General features: G+C 71.7%; 15 protein-coding genes. 6 read left to right on the forward strand and 9 right to left on the reverse strand.

Annotated elements, in window-relative coordinates; translation table 11 throughout:
• Positions 1-71: 71 nt before the first annotated feature.
• The 5 genes from ABZY12_RS24560 to ABZY12_RS24580 all read left to right on the forward strand — a co-directional run bounded on the left by ABZY12_RS24560 (position 72) and on the right by ABZY12_RS24580 (position 6,419).
• On the forward strand, positions 72-878 hold the full coding sequence (locus ABZY12_RS24560; RefSeq protein ID WP_356893796.1) for a class II aldolase/adducin family protein: 807 nt from the start codon (positions 72-74) through the stop codon (positions 876-878).
• Positions 879-980: 102 nt separating this feature from the next.
• Complete coding sequence (locus ABZY12_RS24565) at positions 981-2,213, forward strand: MFS transporter (protein ID WP_356893798.1); 1,233 nt, start codon at positions 981-983, stop codon at positions 2,211-2,213.
• On the forward strand, positions 2,210-3,472 hold the full coding sequence (locus ABZY12_RS24570) for an amidohydrolase (RefSeq protein WP_356893800.1): 1,263 nt from the start codon (positions 2,210-2,212) through the stop codon (positions 3,470-3,472). The genes ABZY12_RS24565 and ABZY12_RS24570 overlap by 4 nt, the downstream gene beginning before the upstream one ends.
• Before the next feature lie 15 nt (positions 3,473-3,487).
• A complete protein-coding gene (locus ABZY12_RS24575) occupies positions 3,488-5,140 on the forward strand; it encodes an amidohydrolase (protein WP_356893802.1) in 1,653 nt (550 codons plus the stop codon).
• Positions 5,141-5,195: 55 nt separating this feature from the next.
• Positions 5,196-6,419: an alpha-hydroxy-acid oxidizing protein gene (locus ABZY12_RS24580; RefSeq protein WP_356893804.1), complete on the forward strand. Its 1,224-nt coding sequence runs from the start codon at positions 5,196-5,198 to the stop codon at positions 6,417-6,419.
• Between the two features lie 260 nt (positions 6,420-6,679).
• Here the strand turns inward: ABZY12_RS24580 and ABZY12_RS24585 are convergent, their stop codons facing one another.
• From ABZY12_RS24585 to ABZY12_RS24615, 7 genes are all read right to left on the reverse strand, one after another.
• Positions 6,680-7,873, reverse strand: coding sequence for an MFS transporter (locus ABZY12_RS24585; protein ID WP_356893806.1), 1,194 nt, complete (start codon positions 7,871-7,873; stop codon positions 6,680-6,682).
• Between the two features lie 630 nt (positions 7,874-8,503).
• Positions 8,504-8,719 (reverse strand): ferredoxin, encoded by a 216-nt coding sequence (locus ABZY12_RS24590; protein ID WP_356893808.1) that lies wholly within the window; start codon positions 8,717-8,719, stop codon positions 8,504-8,506.
• Between the two features lie 4 nt (positions 8,720-8,723).
• On the reverse strand, positions 8,724-9,950 hold the full coding sequence (locus tag ABZY12_RS24595) for a cytochrome P450 (protein ID WP_356893810.1): 1,227 nt from the start codon (positions 9,948-9,950) through the stop codon (positions 8,724-8,726).
• Between the two features lie 131 nt (positions 9,951-10,081).
• A complete protein-coding gene (locus ABZY12_RS24600; RefSeq protein ID WP_356893812.1) occupies positions 10,082-10,873 on the reverse strand; it encodes an ABC transporter permease in 792 nt (263 codons plus the stop codon).
• Complete coding sequence (locus ABZY12_RS24605; protein ID WP_356893815.1) at positions 10,870-11,859, reverse strand: ATP-binding cassette domain-containing protein; 990 nt, start codon at positions 11,857-11,859, stop codon at positions 10,870-10,872. The genes ABZY12_RS24600 and ABZY12_RS24605 overlap by 4 nt, the downstream gene beginning before the upstream one ends.
• Positions 11,860-11,886: 27 nt before the next feature.
• Complete coding sequence (locus ABZY12_RS24610) at positions 11,887-12,723, reverse strand: DUF4097 family beta strand repeat-containing protein (RefSeq protein ID WP_356893817.1); 837 nt, start codon at positions 12,721-12,723, stop codon at positions 11,887-11,889.
• 82 nt (positions 12,724-12,805) lie between these two features.
• Positions 12,806-13,345 (reverse strand): hypothetical protein, encoded by a 540-nt coding sequence (locus tag ABZY12_RS24615; protein WP_356893819.1) that lies wholly within the window; start codon positions 13,343-13,345, stop codon positions 12,806-12,808.
• Positions 13,346-13,610: 265 nt separating this feature from the next.
• Here ABZY12_RS24615 and ABZY12_RS24620 point away from each other — a divergent pair, with 265 nt between their 5' ends.
• On the forward strand, positions 13,611-14,261 hold the full coding sequence (locus ABZY12_RS24620) for an alpha-ketoglutarate-dependent dioxygenase AlkB (protein ID WP_356893821.1): 651 nt from the start codon (positions 13,611-13,613) through the stop codon (positions 14,259-14,261).
• Positions 14,262-14,440: 179 nt separating this feature from the next.
• Here the strand turns inward: ABZY12_RS24620 and ABZY12_RS24625 are convergent, their stop codons facing one another.
• Positions 14,441-15,130, reverse strand: coding sequence for a lactate utilization protein C (locus tag ABZY12_RS24625; protein ID WP_356893823.1), 690 nt, complete (start codon positions 15,128-15,130; stop codon positions 14,441-14,443).
• A partial coding sequence (locus ABZY12_RS24630; protein WP_356893825.1) for a 4Fe-4S dicluster domain-containing protein occupies positions 15,127-15,636 on the reverse strand: 510 nt, incomplete at its 5' end. The genes ABZY12_RS24630 and ABZY12_RS24625, both read right to left, overlap by 4 nt.

Raw genomic sequence — 15,636 nt, forward strand, 5'->3', positions numbered from 1 at the left:
ATACAGCCCCGTATCCGATACGACTACGTATCCGATACTGGTTCGTATCCACGGCTCTCGAGGAGGCCATGATGGAAACGTTCGCTGACGCACCGCACCTCGGTGTCGGGCCCGTGCCGCCGGGATTCCAGGCGATGCTCCCGCCCGAGTTCGACTCGGTGGAGCAGGAGCGGCTGCACCGCAAGCAGGAACTGGCCGCGGCCTTCCGGCTGTTCGGCAGGTTCGGGTTCTCCGAGGGAGTGGCGGGCCACATCACGGCGCGGGACCCCGGCAATCCCGAATGGTTCTGGGTCAACCCCTTCGGAATGAGCTTCAGCCGGATCAGGGTCTCCGACCTCGTGCTGGTCGACCACGCGGGCAACGTCGTCGAAGGCCGCCACCCCGTCAACCGCGCCGCCTTCTGCATCCACTCCGAGGTGCACAAGGCCCGGCCCGACGCGGTCGCCGCGGCGCACGCGCACTCCGTGCACGGAAAGGCATTCTCGGCGCTGCGCCGCCGCCTGGATCCCCTCACGCAGGACGCCTGCGCGTTCTTCGAGGACCACGGGCTCTACGAGGACTTCCGCGGCGTCGTCAACGACACGGAGGAAGGCCGGCGGATCGGCGAGGCACTCGGCCCGCACAAGGCCGTCATCCTCGCCAACCACGGTTTGCTGACGGTTGGTCAGAGTGTCGCCGAGGCCGCCTGGTGGTTCATCACCATGGAGCGCACCTGTCAGGCGCAGCTGCTGGCCATGGCGGCCGGCACCCCGTTCCTCATCGACCGGGAGACCGCGCTCCAGGTGCGGGAACAGATCGGCAGCCCGCTGTCGGGGTGGTTCCAACTCCGGCCCCTGTGGGAGCAGATCACCGAGGACCAGCCGGATCTCTTCGACTGACCGACGGGCCAGGGACCGCAGAGCGCCCGCACTGTCGCGGCCATCTCAGAGAGGATCACCGTGCCCTTCCTCAGTTCCCCTTCCGCCGCTACGAAGCCGAAGATGAGCGCGCCGGTCAGGACCACCGTCGTCCTGCTGTTCGCGGCATGGTTCATCGACTACGTGGACAGGCTCGCCATCGCCGTGATCCTCCCGACGATCGGTGACGAGTTCGACCTCGATCGCGGTCAGCAGGGTCTGGTCGTCTCCGCGTTCTTCGTCGCCTACGCCGCCTGCCAGATACCCGGCGGCATGCTGGCCGACCGGTTCGGGGCCAAACGGGTCACGTGCTGGGCGCTGCTCGCCTGGTCGCTGTTCACCGCGCTCACCGGCCTCGCGTGGTCCTTCACCGCCCTGCTGGTGGTGCGCTTCGCCTTCGGCGCGGCCGAGGGCATCTTCCCCTCCGCCTCCATGAAGGCCCTGGTCGAACGGACGTCGGTGGCGGAACGGATGGGCGCGCAGGGGCTGATCATGAGCTCCAACTCCCTCGCCTCGGTCGCCGCGCCCCTGGCCGTTCCGCCGCTCGCGGCGGCGGTCGGCTGGCGCTGGGCCTTCGTCCTGGCCGCAGGGGTGGGCGTCCTGGTCTATCTCGCCGTACGGCTGTGGCTGCCCGCGCCTCGCGAGCAGAGTACGCAGACCCCGTCGACCGCGAGCGGCGTTCCGCTACGGGAAGTGCTGCGCATCGGCGTCCTCTGGCGGTTCTCCCTGATGCTCTTCGGATACGCCGCCCTGATGTGGGGGCTGAGCACCTGGATACCGTCCTACCTCAGTACGGAACGCGGGCTCTCCCTCACCTCCGCCGGGGTCCTGGTGGCGGTGCCCTCGCTCGCGGCCGCCGTGGGCACGCTGCTGGGCGGGCGGTTGTCCGACCGGTTCGGGGGCCACCACCGCAAGGTGATCGTGCCGGCCATGTCGGTGGCGGCACCGGCCCTGTGCCTCATGGCGCTCTCGCCCAGCCTCGCCGGCTCCGTCGCCTGCGGCACGATCGCCATCTTCGCCGCCTCCCTGTGCTACATGCCCATCTTCGCCGTGCCCCTGCGCAGCCTCGCCCCCGAACTGGTCGGCGTCGGCAGTGCCGTCATCGTGTTCGGCGGTCAGGTCGCCGGCATGCTCGTGCCCCCGGTGCTGGGCGTGCTCGCGGACGCGGTGTCCTTCGAGGCCGCCTTCGCCGTGCTGGCACTCGGCCCGGTCATCGCGGCCGTACTGGCCCTGGCCACCCCGCAGGACACGGAGTCCTTCAACGCCGCCCTCCCTCGCCGCGGCACGCGTGTCCCCACCGAGAAGGAGTCCACATGATCTCCGTACCCACCGCTCTCCTCGACGGCCTGGACCGCAACCTGCCCGGCCTGCTCGCTCTCTACCGTGACCTGCACGCCCACCCCGAGTTGTCGCACCAGGAGTTCCGCACCGCACGGATCGTCGCCGCCCGGCTACGGGAGCAGGGCTGGACGGTCACCGAGGGCATCGGCGGCACGGGCGTGGTCGGGGTCCTCGCCTCCGGACCGGGACCGGTCGTCCTGCTGCGGGCCGACATGGACGCGCTGCCGGTGCGGGAGTCGACCGGACTGCCGTACGCCTCGACGCGCACCGCGACAGACGCCGCCGGCCGGGAGGTGCCCGTGATGCACGCCTGCGGGCACGACGTGCACGTCGCCTGTCTCCTCGGCGCGACGGCCCTGCTGGCCGCCAACCGGCACGCCTGGCAGGGCACGGTCGTCGCGGTGTTCCAGCCGGCGGAGGAGGTCTGCGGGGCCCCGGCGATGGTCGCGGACCGGTTCGCCGAGCGCTTTCCCCGCCCGGACGTCTGCCTGGCCCAGCACGTGGCCCCTGCTCCCGCGGGGCTGGTCGCCACCCGCCCGGGGACGTTCATGTCCGCCTCGGACAGTCTGGCCGTACGTCTGCACGGACGCGGCGGGCACGGATCGACCCCGGCGGCGACCGTCGATCCGGTGGTGATGGCCGCCGCGACCGTGATGCGCCTGCAGACGGTGGTCGCCCGCGAGGTCGCGGCGGACAGGTCGGCCGTCGTCACGGTGGGAACGCTGCACGCCGGAACCCGGGAGAACGTCATTCCCGACACGGCCGACCTCACGATCAACATCCGCAGCACGACGTCCGCGGTGCGCGAACAGGTGCTGACCGCGGTCGAGCGCATCATCCGCGCCGAAGCGGCCGCCTCGGCGGCGCCGAAGGAACCGGAGATCACCGTCGTCAACGCCTTCCCGGTGACGGTGAACGACGCCGAGGCGACCGCGTCCGTCCAGACCGCGTTCCGGGCCGCCCTCGGAGCGGAACGCGTGATCGACCTGCCGCACCCCCTCACCGGCAGCGAGGACTTCGGCGCCTTCGGAGCGGCGCTCGGCGCGCCGTCGGTGTACTGGACGTTCGGCGGCCTCGGCCCGGCCGCGTTCGCCGGGGTCGACCTCCTGGCGGACGGCATTCCGCCGGAGATCCCCCACAACCACTCGCCGCTCTTCGCGCCGGTGCCCGACCCGACCATCGAACTCGGCGTGCACTACCTCCTGTTGGCTGCCTCACCGTGGCTGACCTCCTGAAACCAGGGCGGAACCATGTCTGACACCCCAGAACGCATCTTCACCGGCGGCCCGCTCCTCACCATGGACCCCGCCGCCCCCGACGCCGAGGCCCTGGCCGTACGTGACGGCACCATCACCGCCGTGGGCGCCGCACGCGACGTACTCGCCCTGCGCGGCCCCGGCACCGACGTGGTGGACCTCCAGGGACGGGCGCTGCTGCCGGGGTTCATCGAGGCACACGGCCACCCGACCATCATGGGCCTGGCCGTCGCGCCGCCCGCCGTGGACGTCCGCCCCTTCACCGTGCCGACCGGGCGGGAGGTCTACGACAAGATCCGCGCGGCCGTGGCGTCGGCAGCCGGCCGACCGGTGGGCGCGTACGGGATCGACCTGCTGCTCCAGCGCGATCTCGCCCCGCCGGGACGGGACGTGCTCGACGGGATCAGCCCGCACGCCCCGCTCGTGGTGGTCTCCAACAGCGGCCACGCGGCGTACGGCAACACCCCCGCCTTGCGTGCCGCCGGGATCACGGCGGCCACACCCGATCCGCCCGGCGCCCGCTTCGTCCGCGACGAGAACGGCGAGCCCACCGGCGAAGCGCATGAGAGCGCGGCCGTCATCGCGCTGATGAACACCGTCGCCGGCGACCGCCTCGACGAGCGCCACGTCCAGACGGCCCTGCGGTGGTCCTTCGCCCAGCATGCCCGGGTCGGCATCACGACGGTGACCGAAATGGCCGCGGAACCCCGGCTGCTGTCCGCCCTGCGCGCCGCCGCCGAGCAGCCGGACGCGGAGGTGCGGTTGCGTGCCTACGTCATGGGCACCCCCGAGCTGGCCGCCGATCCCGGCCGGCGGTTCGCCGGCCACGCCCCTGCACGCGAGATGTTCGGGGTCTCCGGTATGAAGCTGTGGGCCGACGGCACGCCCTGGCAGGGCAGCATCGCCACCAGCTTTCCTTTCCGGGACAACGACGCCACCGTGCGCATCGGCCTCGATCGCTGCGCCCACGGCGGCATGAACTACGGCACCGACGAACTCGCATTCCTGGCCGCCGCCTTCACCGCCCAGGGCTTTCCTGTGGCTACCCATGTGCACGGAGACGTCACCTTCGAGGCCGTCCTGAACGCCTACGAGAAGGCAGCCGTCGACGATCCCGAGCGGTTGCGCTCGCTCAGACCGCGACTGGAACACTGCGGTGCCGTCACGGCGGACCAGTACCGTCGTGCCGCACGGCTCGGCGCGACCGTCAGTCTGTTCATGGACCACGTGCGATGGTGGGGAGACGTACTGGCGGACGACCTGTTCGGCCCGGACGTCGCCGCCCGCTGGATGGCCGCACGGTCCGCCGTCGACGCCGGCCACCGCGTCTCGCTCCACAACGACGGCATCTGCTCGCCCACCGACCCGCTCTCCGGCGTCGCCACCGCGATCACGCGCCGCTGCCGTCCCAGCGGCCGGGTGCACGGACCCGACGAACGCCTCACCGTCGAGGAGGCCCTGCGCGCCGTCACCGCGGGCCCCGCCTGGCAGCTGCATCTGGAGAACGAGATCGGCATGCTCCGCGCCGGAATGCGCGCCGACCTCGTCGTCCTGACCGCGGACCCCCGCATCGTTCACCCGGACCGCTTCCAGGACGAGGTCGCCGTGACCGCGACGTATCTCGGCGGACGACCGACCTGGTCCTGACCGCCCGGAAGCCGGTCCTTGACCGGAAGTCCTCGCCCGAAAGGAAACCCTCGCCATGCCCGGCCCGCCAGCACCCCAAGAGCCGTACGCCGCCTATCAGAACGAGATCTATCTCGACGGGCTGTCCGGCGTCGTTCCCGGACACCCCATGGACTTCGGAGAACTGGAGGAACGGGCCCGGCACGCCATGCCACCGAGCGTGTGGTCGTACGTCGCCGGGGGAGCCGGCGACGAGCACACCCAGAACGCCAACCGCGCGGCCTTCGCCCACTGGGGTCTCCTCCCACGCATGCTCGTCGGCGCGGACCGGCGTGACCTGTCCCTCGACCTCTTCGGACTGAGGCTGCCTTCACCGCTGTTCATGGCCCCGGTCGGGGTCCTGGGCATCTGCACCCGTGACGGTCACGGCGACCTGGCGACCGCCCGGGCCGCCGCTCGCACCGGCGTACCCATGATCGCCTCGACCCTCTCGGCCGACCCCCTGGAGGATGTGGCGGCCGAGTTCGGCGGCACGCCCGGCTTCTTCCAGCTCTACACACCAACGGACAGGGCACTGGCGGAGAGCCTCGTCCACCGGACCGAGAAGGCCGGCTTCGCAGGCATCGTCGTCACACTCGACACCTGGATCGCGGGCTGGCGCCCCCGCGACCTCGCCATCTCGAACTTCCCTCAACTGCGCGGCCACTGCCTGGCCAACTACACCAGCGACCCCGCGTTCCGCGCCCTGCTGCCGAATGGCCGCCTGGAAGATCCCAGGGACGCGGCGCTCACCTGGGCCGGAATCTTCGGCAACCCGCTCACCTGGGACGACCTGCCCTGGCTGCGTTCGCTCACCACGCTGCCGCTCATCCTGAAGGGGATCTGCCACCCAGACGACGCCCGCCGCGCCAAGGACCTGGGCGTGGACGGCATCTACTGCTCCAACCACGGCGGCCGCCAGGCGAACGGCGGTCTCCCCGCGCTCGACGCACTGCCCGCCGTCGTCGAGGCCGCCGACGGGCTCCCCGTCCTCTTCGACTCCGGGGTGCGCTCCGGTGCCGACGTCGTCAAGGCACTCGCGCTCGGTGCCACGGCCGTCGGCGTCGGACGCCCCTATGCGTACGGCCTGGCCCTGGGCGGGACGGACGGCGTCGTCCACGTCCTGCGCGCATTGCTCGCGGAGGCCGACCTGATCATGGCGGTGGACGGATACCCCACCGTCGCGGACCTCACGCCGGCGGCCCTGCGGCGTCTGTGCTGCGGCACAGGACCGCTGCTCGGTCACCTGGGGGCCGGGTGATCCGGAACGGGAGGGGCACTGGTCCCGACGGCATCATGCCCAGGACTGGGCCGCGGCAGCGGGTGGCTGGGGACGTGGGACAGGCCGTCCGCCTTCGGAGAACGGTGCAGGCTCTGCGCGCCCGGCCGGAACGGGCGGCCGCGTCGTCGCTCGCGGCCCCTGCCCCGCGCCGCCACGACAGGTCGCCGCAGCGGTCTCTCAGGTCGCCACAGCGGTCTCTCGTGCGCGGCGCCGCGTCGTGGTGAGCGGAGCCGTACGTCTCAGCTCTGTCCCGCCCTCACCGGGCGTCGCAGCAGATATGCCGCGGCCGCGGTGACGAGGAGCAGCATGCAGGCGATGAAGACCAGACCCGCCGCTTCCAGGCCGAGGGGATCGGCCAGCAGGCCGACGCCGATGACCGGGACGGAGATGCCCGCGTACGCGACCAGGAAAAGGGTCGAGATCACCTCGGCGCGCCGTTCCGCCGGTGCGGCCGCGGCGACGGCGGACAGGGCCGCGCGGAAGGCGAGGCCCTGGCCGGTGCCGCCGACGACGGCGGACAGGACGACGAGGGCCAGCAGGTCCGTGTGCAGGGCCGCGGCCAGGAGGACCAGCCCGGTGAAGAGGACGGCGCAGCCCACGGGCAGCGAGCGCGGCACTCCGACGCGCTCGACCGCCAGTTGACCGGCGGTCGAGGAGAAGAACGCGAGCGCCACCACGAGACCGCTCACCGCGTGGTTGTCCACGTGCAGGTAGCGGGCGAGGAAGGCCGGGCTGACCGAGGTGAACACCCCGAAGAGGGCGAAGCCCACGAAGGACGCGATCGCCGCCGGCACGAACACCGGCCGGACCCCGGCCGGCAGGGCGGGGCGCTGCGGACGTACGGCCGTGAGGGGCCGCCGCTGCCCCACGGTTTCCGGAAGGCGCAGCAGAAGCAGCGCCGACACCGCCACCAGGGCCAGGTGGACGCCGAACGGCAGCAGCAGCGGGGCGGGGGCGTACTGGGCCAGCAGGCCGGCGAGCAGAGGGCCGCAGCCGAGGCCGCCCATGTTGGCGGCCGTGGCCACGAACGTGGCCCACGGCCCGCCGCCGGGCGGGGCCAGCTCCATGACGTACGCGGTGGCCGCCCCCGTGAACAGACCCGCGGACAGGCCCGACAGCAGCCGGCCCGCGTACAGCCAGCCCAGGGCGTCGGCGCACAGGAAGCAGACGGCACTCGCCGCGGCGAAACCCAGACCCCACAACAGGGCCGGACGTCTGCCCACGGTGTCCGACGCGTTGCCCGCGAGGAGCAGGACGCCCATGACCCCGAACGCGTACACGGCGTACACGACCGTCACCGTCAGCTCGGAGAAGCCGAACTCCGCCTGATAGAGGGGGTAGAGGGGGGTGGGAAGCGTGGTGCCGGCCATGCACACGACGAATACGGCGCCGGCGAGCAGACAGCGCGGCCAACTCCGACGATCACCATCCATGCCGCCGACCGTAACCCGGCGGGGCACCCTCGCCCCGGCAGCACCACGCCCGGGAACGACGGGGCGGTGCCGGGGTGCCGGGGTGCCGAGCGGTCGTACGGGGTGGTCGGCCCACGAGGCGGTCCTCTCGCGAGGAGTGCCCCGAGGACACCCCGGGCCAGGAGCCACAGGAGGACGACCAGGCCCCGCCGTCGGAAGGCGAAGCGGCCGAGTCGGGAGAGGAACGTAGCCACGGTGGAGGAAATCCTGTCGTCAGGGCGGTGGGTTGTCGCGGGGTCGGGGGAAAGCGGTCGCGCCGCCGACGGCACACGAAAGGCGCCGGCGGCGACGGATCGCGTTCTCTCCGGGGAGACACGGTGCTCAGAGCGCACCGGGGGCAGCGACCGGGCAGGGCTGAACCGGGTGCCGGTGGGGGAGCCGGCCAAGCGGCGGTGACGGGCGGAGTCGCGACGGGCGGTGGTGAACGGGTGCCGTTGCGAGGGGCGGCGCTGCGCGGGCCGTCGGGAGGCCGGTGGAGAACGGGCGGCGTCGGGAGGGGCGGTGGCGTGCATCGCTACGACTGCGGCTCGGGAGTGGGGAGTTGCCCGCAGGAGAGAGCGTTCGCTCGGAGGCGACGATCAGAGGGGGCGCCTACGAGGCGGTGGAGGGGCCGCGGTCGGTGAGGGTGATGACAGCGGCCGGGCAGGCACCGGCCGCGACGCGGACCGCAGCGCGCCGCTCCTGCGACGGCCGGGCGTTCAGCAGGACGACCAGACCCTCGTCCTGGTCCTGGTCGAAGACCTCCGGGGCGGTCAGGGCGCACATCCCGGCACCGAGACAGCGGTCGCGGTCGACACGTACATCCATGGGATCAGGCCTCGTCCCAGGTGACCGGCAGCCGGTGCACGCCGTAGATGTTCATGTCGGTGCGCAGCGGTACCTCGTCGGCCGGCACGTCGAGGCGCAGCGTGGGAAATCGTTCGAGCAGCGCGGGCAGGGCCACCGTCAGCTCCACGCGGGCCAGTTGCTGACCCAGGCACTGGTGGATGCCGTGCCCGAGGCCAAGGTGTCCCGTCGCATTGCGGCGCAGGTCGAGGACGTCGGGGTCGGGGAACCTCTCCGGATCCCGGTTGGCGGCTTCGAGCGAGAGGGTGACGCTCTCGCCGGCCGCGATCGTCAGGCCGTTCAGCTCGATGTCTTCCAGAGCGGTCTTCACGGTGGTGTGGGCGATCGTCAGATAGCGCATCAGCTCTTCGACGGCTCGGGGGGCCAGATCGGGACCCGCGCGCAGGGCCTCGGCCTGGGCCGGGTCGGTGAGCAGCGCGAACGTTCCGTGGGCGATCATGTTGGCCGTGGTGTCGAGACCGGCGCTGAGCAGGAAGCCGCCGACGCCGACGAGTTCCTCGTCGGTGAGGTCCGAGTCCTGGGCGAGGTCGCCGAGCAGGTCGTCGGAGGGTTCGGCGCGCTTGGCGGCGACCAGTTCGGCCATGAACTCCTGGAGCCCGACGAAGGCGGCGTACCGTTCCTCGTGCGTCACGTCCATGGTCATCAGCGTGTGGGCGTGGCCCTGGAAACGGTCCCGGTCGGCGTAGGGGACACCGAGCAGCTCGCAGATCATCAGCGCGGGGATGGGGCGGGCGAACGCCTCGACCAGGTCGGTGCCGGGCCCCCGGCGCTCCATCGCGTCCAGGTACTCGGTCGTGATCTCCCGTACGCGCTCCGTCAGTCGACGCATGCGGCGGACGGTGAACTTTCCCATGAGGATCCGCCGGAAGCGGGTGTGCTCGGGTGCGTCCATGCCGGTCATGTCACCGACGGGAGCGGGCGGCAGCGGGCCCTCGGGCCCACCGGGGAAGGGATAGTGCATCAGCTCGTACCGCGAGCTGAAGCGGGAGTCGCCCATGATCGAGCGGACGGTGGAGTAGCCGGTGGCCAGCCAGCCGACGTGCCCGTCGGGGTATGTCATCCGGGCCAGCGGCCGCTGCTCGCGCAGCTCCGCCAAGCCGGCGCGCGGGTCGAAGGGGCAGCCGGCGGCGCGCTGCGTGGGGAGCGTGACGGGCTCGGTGGCATCGGGTCGGGTCGACGGTTCGTGCTGCATGGTGTCCTCCGAGGAGAGTGACGTGCGGTGAACAGTGACGTGTGGCGATCAGTGAGGTGCGGCGAACAGTGAGGTGCGGCGAACGGTGAGTGCTGCGCACTGTGGCGCGTGGTGGGCGAGTGGGGCGGTCCTCACCGCTTGGCGGTACGGCCGAAGGCGGAGCGCGCCCAGAGGTAGCCGACCAGGGTGAGACCCACGCACCAGGCGAACGCGACGTATCCGCTGGTGCCGATCTCGGTGCCCATCAGCAGGCCGCGCAGGGTCTCGATGACCGGGGTGAAGGGCTGGTACTCGGCGAACCAGCGCAGCCCCGTCGGCATCGAGTCGGTCGGGACGATGGCGCTGCCCAGGAAGGGCAGGAAGGTGAGCGGCAGCGGTGTGTTGCTCGCCGACTCCGGGGTCTTGGCCACCAGGCCCATGCCGGCCGCCAGCCAGGTCAGCGCGAGAATGAGCAGGGTCAGCAGGCCGACCGCGGCGATCCACTCGACGGGGGAGGCGTCGGGGCGGAAGCCGATGGCGAGCGCGACGCCGATCACCAGGGCGACGGCGAGCAGGGTCTGGAGGGCGCTGCCGACGACGTGCCCGGTCAGGAACGCGACGCGGGAGATCGACATCGTACGGAAGCGGTTGACGATGCCCTCCGTCATGTCGACGCAGACGCCGACCGCCGTCGCCACCGCCCCGGCGGTCGCGGCCATCAGGATGATGCCGGGCGCCACGTAGTCGATGTATTCGCCGCCACCGGTGGGAGCGCCGGAGATGCCGGCGCCGAGAGCGCCGCCGAAGGCGTAGTTGAACAGCAGCAGCATCATCACCGGCATGGCGACGACGGAGAAGGTCATCGTGGGATAGCGGAGCGCGTGCTTGAGGTTGCGCCGCAGCATCGTCATGGAGTCGCTGACGGCATGGGCGAGAGTGCTCATGGGGCCATCTCCGTCGTGGCATCGGACGTGCTGTGACCGGTGAGGGTCAGGAAGACGTCGTCGAGGTCGGGTGTGTGCACGGTCAGCGAGTCCGCCCGCAGCGCCGCTCCGTCCAGGACGTCGAGTACGGCCCGCAGGGTCGGGATGCCGCCGTCGCTCGGGATGCGGAGCGTGAGCTCCTCGGGCTCGCGGGCGGCCACGCCGAAGTGGCGGGCCGCGGTGTCGAGTTCGGCGATGTCCGAGAAGCGCAGCCGGATGTGGCCGCCGGGGATGAGGCGCTTGAGCTCGTCCGGGGTGCCCTCGGCGACGAGCCTTCCCTGGTCGAGGACGGCGACGCGGTCGGCGAGCTGGTCGGCTTCCTCCAGGTACTGCGTGGTCAGGAAGATGGTGACGCCCTGGTGGGTGACGAGCCCGCGGATGATCTCCCACATGGTGCGGCGGCTGCGGGGATCGAGGCCGGTGGTCGGCTCGTCGAGGAAGATGATTCTCGGGTCGCCGACCAGGGTCATCGCCAGATCGAGTTTGCGGCGCATGCCGCCGGAGAGGGTGGAGACCGGCTTCCGGGCGGCCTCGGAGAGGTCGAACCGCCGCAGGAGCTCGGCCGCGCGACGGCGGCCCTCGCGCCGGGGCACGTGCTGAAGGTCCGACATGAGGAGCAGGTTCTCCTCGGCGGTGAGCAGATTGTCGACGGCGGCGAACTGGCCGGTGACACCGATGGCGGCGCGAACGCCGTCGGGCCGGTCGGCGAGGTCGTGGCCGGCGACCCGTGCCTGCCCGGCGTCGGGCGCGATGAGAGTCGACAGAATCTCGACGGTGGTGGTCTTGCCGGCTCCATTGGGGCCCAGGAGGGCGAAGACCGTGCCCTCGGGGATGCTGAGGTCGATGCCGTCGAGGACGACCTTGTCGCCGTACGACTTGCGCAGGCCGGTGGCGAAGATGGCGGGCGTGGCCGTGGCGACGGCCTTGGCGGTGGATGTCGCGGTCATGGGGTTCCGCTCTCCCTTCCCGGGAGGTCAGGCTCGGCGGATCACGATGTCGCCGACGCCGGTACGGGCATGGATCTCGACGGTCTCGTCGGAGGCGTCGGGGCCTTCGGCGTCGCCGAGCGCGTTGCGCAGAGTGCCGAACTTGGAGTTGACGTCCAGCCAGGCGGCGGTGGACTCGCGGATGCCGACCACCACGTCACCGATGGCGGTCTGGAGGTCGATCACGCCGCGCGCCACCTGGTTCACGCTGATCGCACCGTTGGCCGACTTGGCCTCGACCGAGGCGTGCGCGATGCCGACCGTGATGCGGCCGTTGGAGGCGCTGACCTTGAGGGCGCCGGTGATCTCGCCGATCACGGTCTCGCCGTTACCGTTCTTGACGGTCGCCGCCCCCACGATCTCACCGACGTCGACCCGGCCCGACCCGTGGATCTCGGCGTCGCCCATGGCCCGGCCGACGCGGATGTCGCCGTGGCCGGTCCGCAGGTTCACGGCGGAAGCCCCGTCGAGCCGGATGTCGCCGAGCGAGGTCTTGACGCGGCACTCGCCGAGCGGTCCCTCGCCGATGTAGTCACCCAGGGGTGAGGTGCCGCGGACATGCGATCCGGCGGGGAGCTCGACGGTCACGTCGATCGAGCCGTGCTTTCCGAACAGGCCGCGCTTCTTGGGCCCCTTGAGGGAGAGGGTGCCGTTGGCGTACGTGACCTTGGTCTGCTGCGCGGCCCGTACGTCAGCGTCCTCCGCGCCGTTGCTCGGCAGCACCTCGACGACCGTGTCCTGCCGCTTGCTCGCGGTGATCCGCACATCGCCGACCTCGAACTCGAGGACCGCGGTGATCGGTTCGGGGGTTTCGTAAGAAGGCATGGCTGTCCCGTCCTCGTGACTCTGGAGTGTGTTTCCGCAGGTAGGGCGGTAGTGCGTGTGATGTCGGAGCGAGGGGTTCCGGCTAGCGGACCCAGCCCCGATAGCCCTGGCCGCGACGCGGGGCGCGGGCGGCCGGCTGGTCCGGTCCGCCGCCCGGCTCCAGGGCGATGGCCACCGCCCGTACGAGCCAGGCGTTCACGGACAGGCCCTCCTGCCCGGCCGCGTCCTCCACCCGGGCCTTGAGATGGGCCGGCAGGCGGAAGTTGATGCGAGCCGTCCCCCCTTCTTCGCTGTCCCCCAGGGATGGCGCCACAGGTGCCACCGGCGGCGCCATCGATGCCGCCATGGCGGTCGCCTTATCGGCGGGGGGTTCGGCGGCCGGCGGCGCGGTCACCACGAACTCGGGGTCGAGCCCCCGCAGCCGCACGTCCACCGAGCCCGGGGCCAGGTCGCGAGTGATCTCGTCCGAGGCGTCGGAGAGTGCATTCAGGAGGGTCAACCGGGCGGCGGACTCAAGGGGTGCGGTCAGCCGCTCGGCCAGGGCGCGCGCCTCGTCCCCGCCGGCGCCGGCGGCGACCGCGAGTTCACGGCGGAGGTGATCGACGTAGGGGGTCAGGTCCATGAGTGTCATAGTGGCACCACGATGGCGCCATTACAAGCCGCTATGGCGCCACCTGGTGCCTGTTGATGGCGCGTGGCGCCATGCCGTGCCATTGGTGGCGTCATACCGCCATTGCGTCGGCCGCACCCTCCGGGTGCCGACGGGCTGCCTGTTCGCGCCTCCGTCGCCGAGGGCATCTGCGCCGCCTCGGCTGGGCCGTCCACGGGGGCTGCGGCAGGACCTGGTGATTCGTGCAGGAGTTCGATTATTCGTTTACGCTGGATCCATGACCACCGCACCACGACCGGACATCCCTGGCCTCCAGGGATCCCTCTTCGACCAGGACACCGACATCCGGCTCGGCCCACTGGACGGCGTGCGGCGGACAGCCCTCGACGGCGGAGCCTGGGTCGACCACCTCCCCGGCTGGCTCAGTGGGGCCGACGCCCTCTTCGAGGAGCTGGTCGGTTCGGTGCCGTGGCACGCCGAGGAGCGCAAAATGTACGACAACGTGGTCTCCGTACCCCGTCTCCTCGCGTACTACCGCGAGGGCGTCCCCCTCCCGCACCCCGCACTCGTGGAAGCCCGTGAGGTCCTCAGCGCCCACTACGGTCCCGAGCTCGGCGAACCCTTCGTCACCGCCGGTCTCTGTCTCTACCGCGACGGGCGCGACAGCGTCGCCTGGCACGGCGACCGGACAGGGCGCTCCGCCACCCGGGACACCATGGTCGCCATCCTCTCCCTCGGGGACCCCCGCGACCTCGCCCTCCGGCCCCGAGGCGGTGGCCCGGTGGCGCTCCGGCTTCCTCTGGGCCACGGCGACCTGCTGGTGATGGGCGGCTCCTGCCAACGCACCTGGGAGCACGCGGTCCCGAAGACGAGCCATGCGGTCGGGCCCCGCATCAGCGTCCAGTTCCGCCCGCGTGGCGTGGGCTGAGGGAACGCGGTCCGCGACAGCGGGGCGAATGAGACGGTCAGCTGCGAGGGCCGAGTGCGGCGAGACCCTTGCTCAAGTCCTCCCGGTTCATCAGGGGGGTGTACTGGACCTTGGACCGGGCAGCCGCTCCGTTCGGGGGCGCTCTCGACACCCGGACGCGCTCATATCCAGCGCCCCGCCTACTCCCGGGCAGGAACACTCGGGGCAGACGCCCGCCCCGGCTCAGGGTTGTCGACGAGCACGACGTCGAGACGGCGGGGGCCGTGGACGCCCTCGACGCGGTCGAGTTCGATGTCGCTGGTGGCGGAGGGGCCGGAGATCCAGGTGAGAGGGAGGGTCGGATCGAGGCGCTCCAAGGCCTGCGGGACGGAGGCGACGACCTGTTCGGGCGCGCGGACGACGCAGATGTGGTGGTCGGGTACGAGGGTGATGCGGCGGCGGCCCTGGCCGGGGCCTCCGTCGAGGACGATCGTGCCGGTCTCGGCGATCGCCACCGAGCAGCCCGTCACCACGGAGTCGCAGGTGTCGAGATCATGCGGAGTCCGGTCGGCCCGATCGGGATACGGAGTGACGTCCGAACGGTGGAGCAGGTGGGCCGGCAGCCCCCGCGGTACGAGCACCCGCCGTGCCCCGCGCTCGGACAGCAGGCGCCCGACGAGCCGCGGGAGCCCCGCCGGTCGGCAGCGGTGCACGACGGCCCGGTACTCCTCCAGGTTCTCGGCGAGAAGATCGACGCGCTGTTCGGGGGTGAGGTCGCCGTGCTCCCGGGCGTAGTCGCGGGACACCGCCCTCGCGTACGGGACGTCGGCCTCCGGGACATCGACGAGGGCCTGCCGGATCCGTCCCAGTACCGACTCTCTGCTGCTCACTCGGAGCCCTCCTTGCGTTCCTGCTCCTGCTTCCACCAGGTGCGGAAGGGTTGGGCGGGTACTTCGGGCAGGTCGCGGCTGTCCGTCCAGGCCCGCCCCGGCCCCGGAAGGCGGGAAGGATGGAGTCGGCGGGTGGCGGAGGCCAGGCGCTGCCCCGCGGCCAGGACGCGGGGGTGGCCGAAGACCCAGGCGGCGGCGCCCATGGCCGTCTTCTTCGCGCGATGGCCCGCGTTCTCGGTGACTTTTTCGCGGAGGTGGAGGAGGACTTCGGGGATGTCGATGGCGACGGGGCAGACGTCGTAGCAGGCCCCGCACAGGGTGGAGGCATACGGCAGGGAGGCGTCGATGTCGCTGGTGGTGCCGCGCAGTTGCGGGGTGAGGATGGCGCCGATGGGACCGGGATAGACCGATCCGTAGGCATGCCCGCCGGCGCGTTCGTAGACGGGACAGACGTTGAGACAGGCCGAGCAGCGGATGCACCGCAACGCCTGACGGCCGACCTCGTC

The sequence above is a fragment of the Streptomyces sp. NPDC006551 genome (assembly GCF_040611675.1).
In the GTDB taxonomy this organism is placed as follows: Bacteria; Actinomycetota; Actinomycetes; order Streptomycetales; family Streptomycetaceae; genus Streptomyces.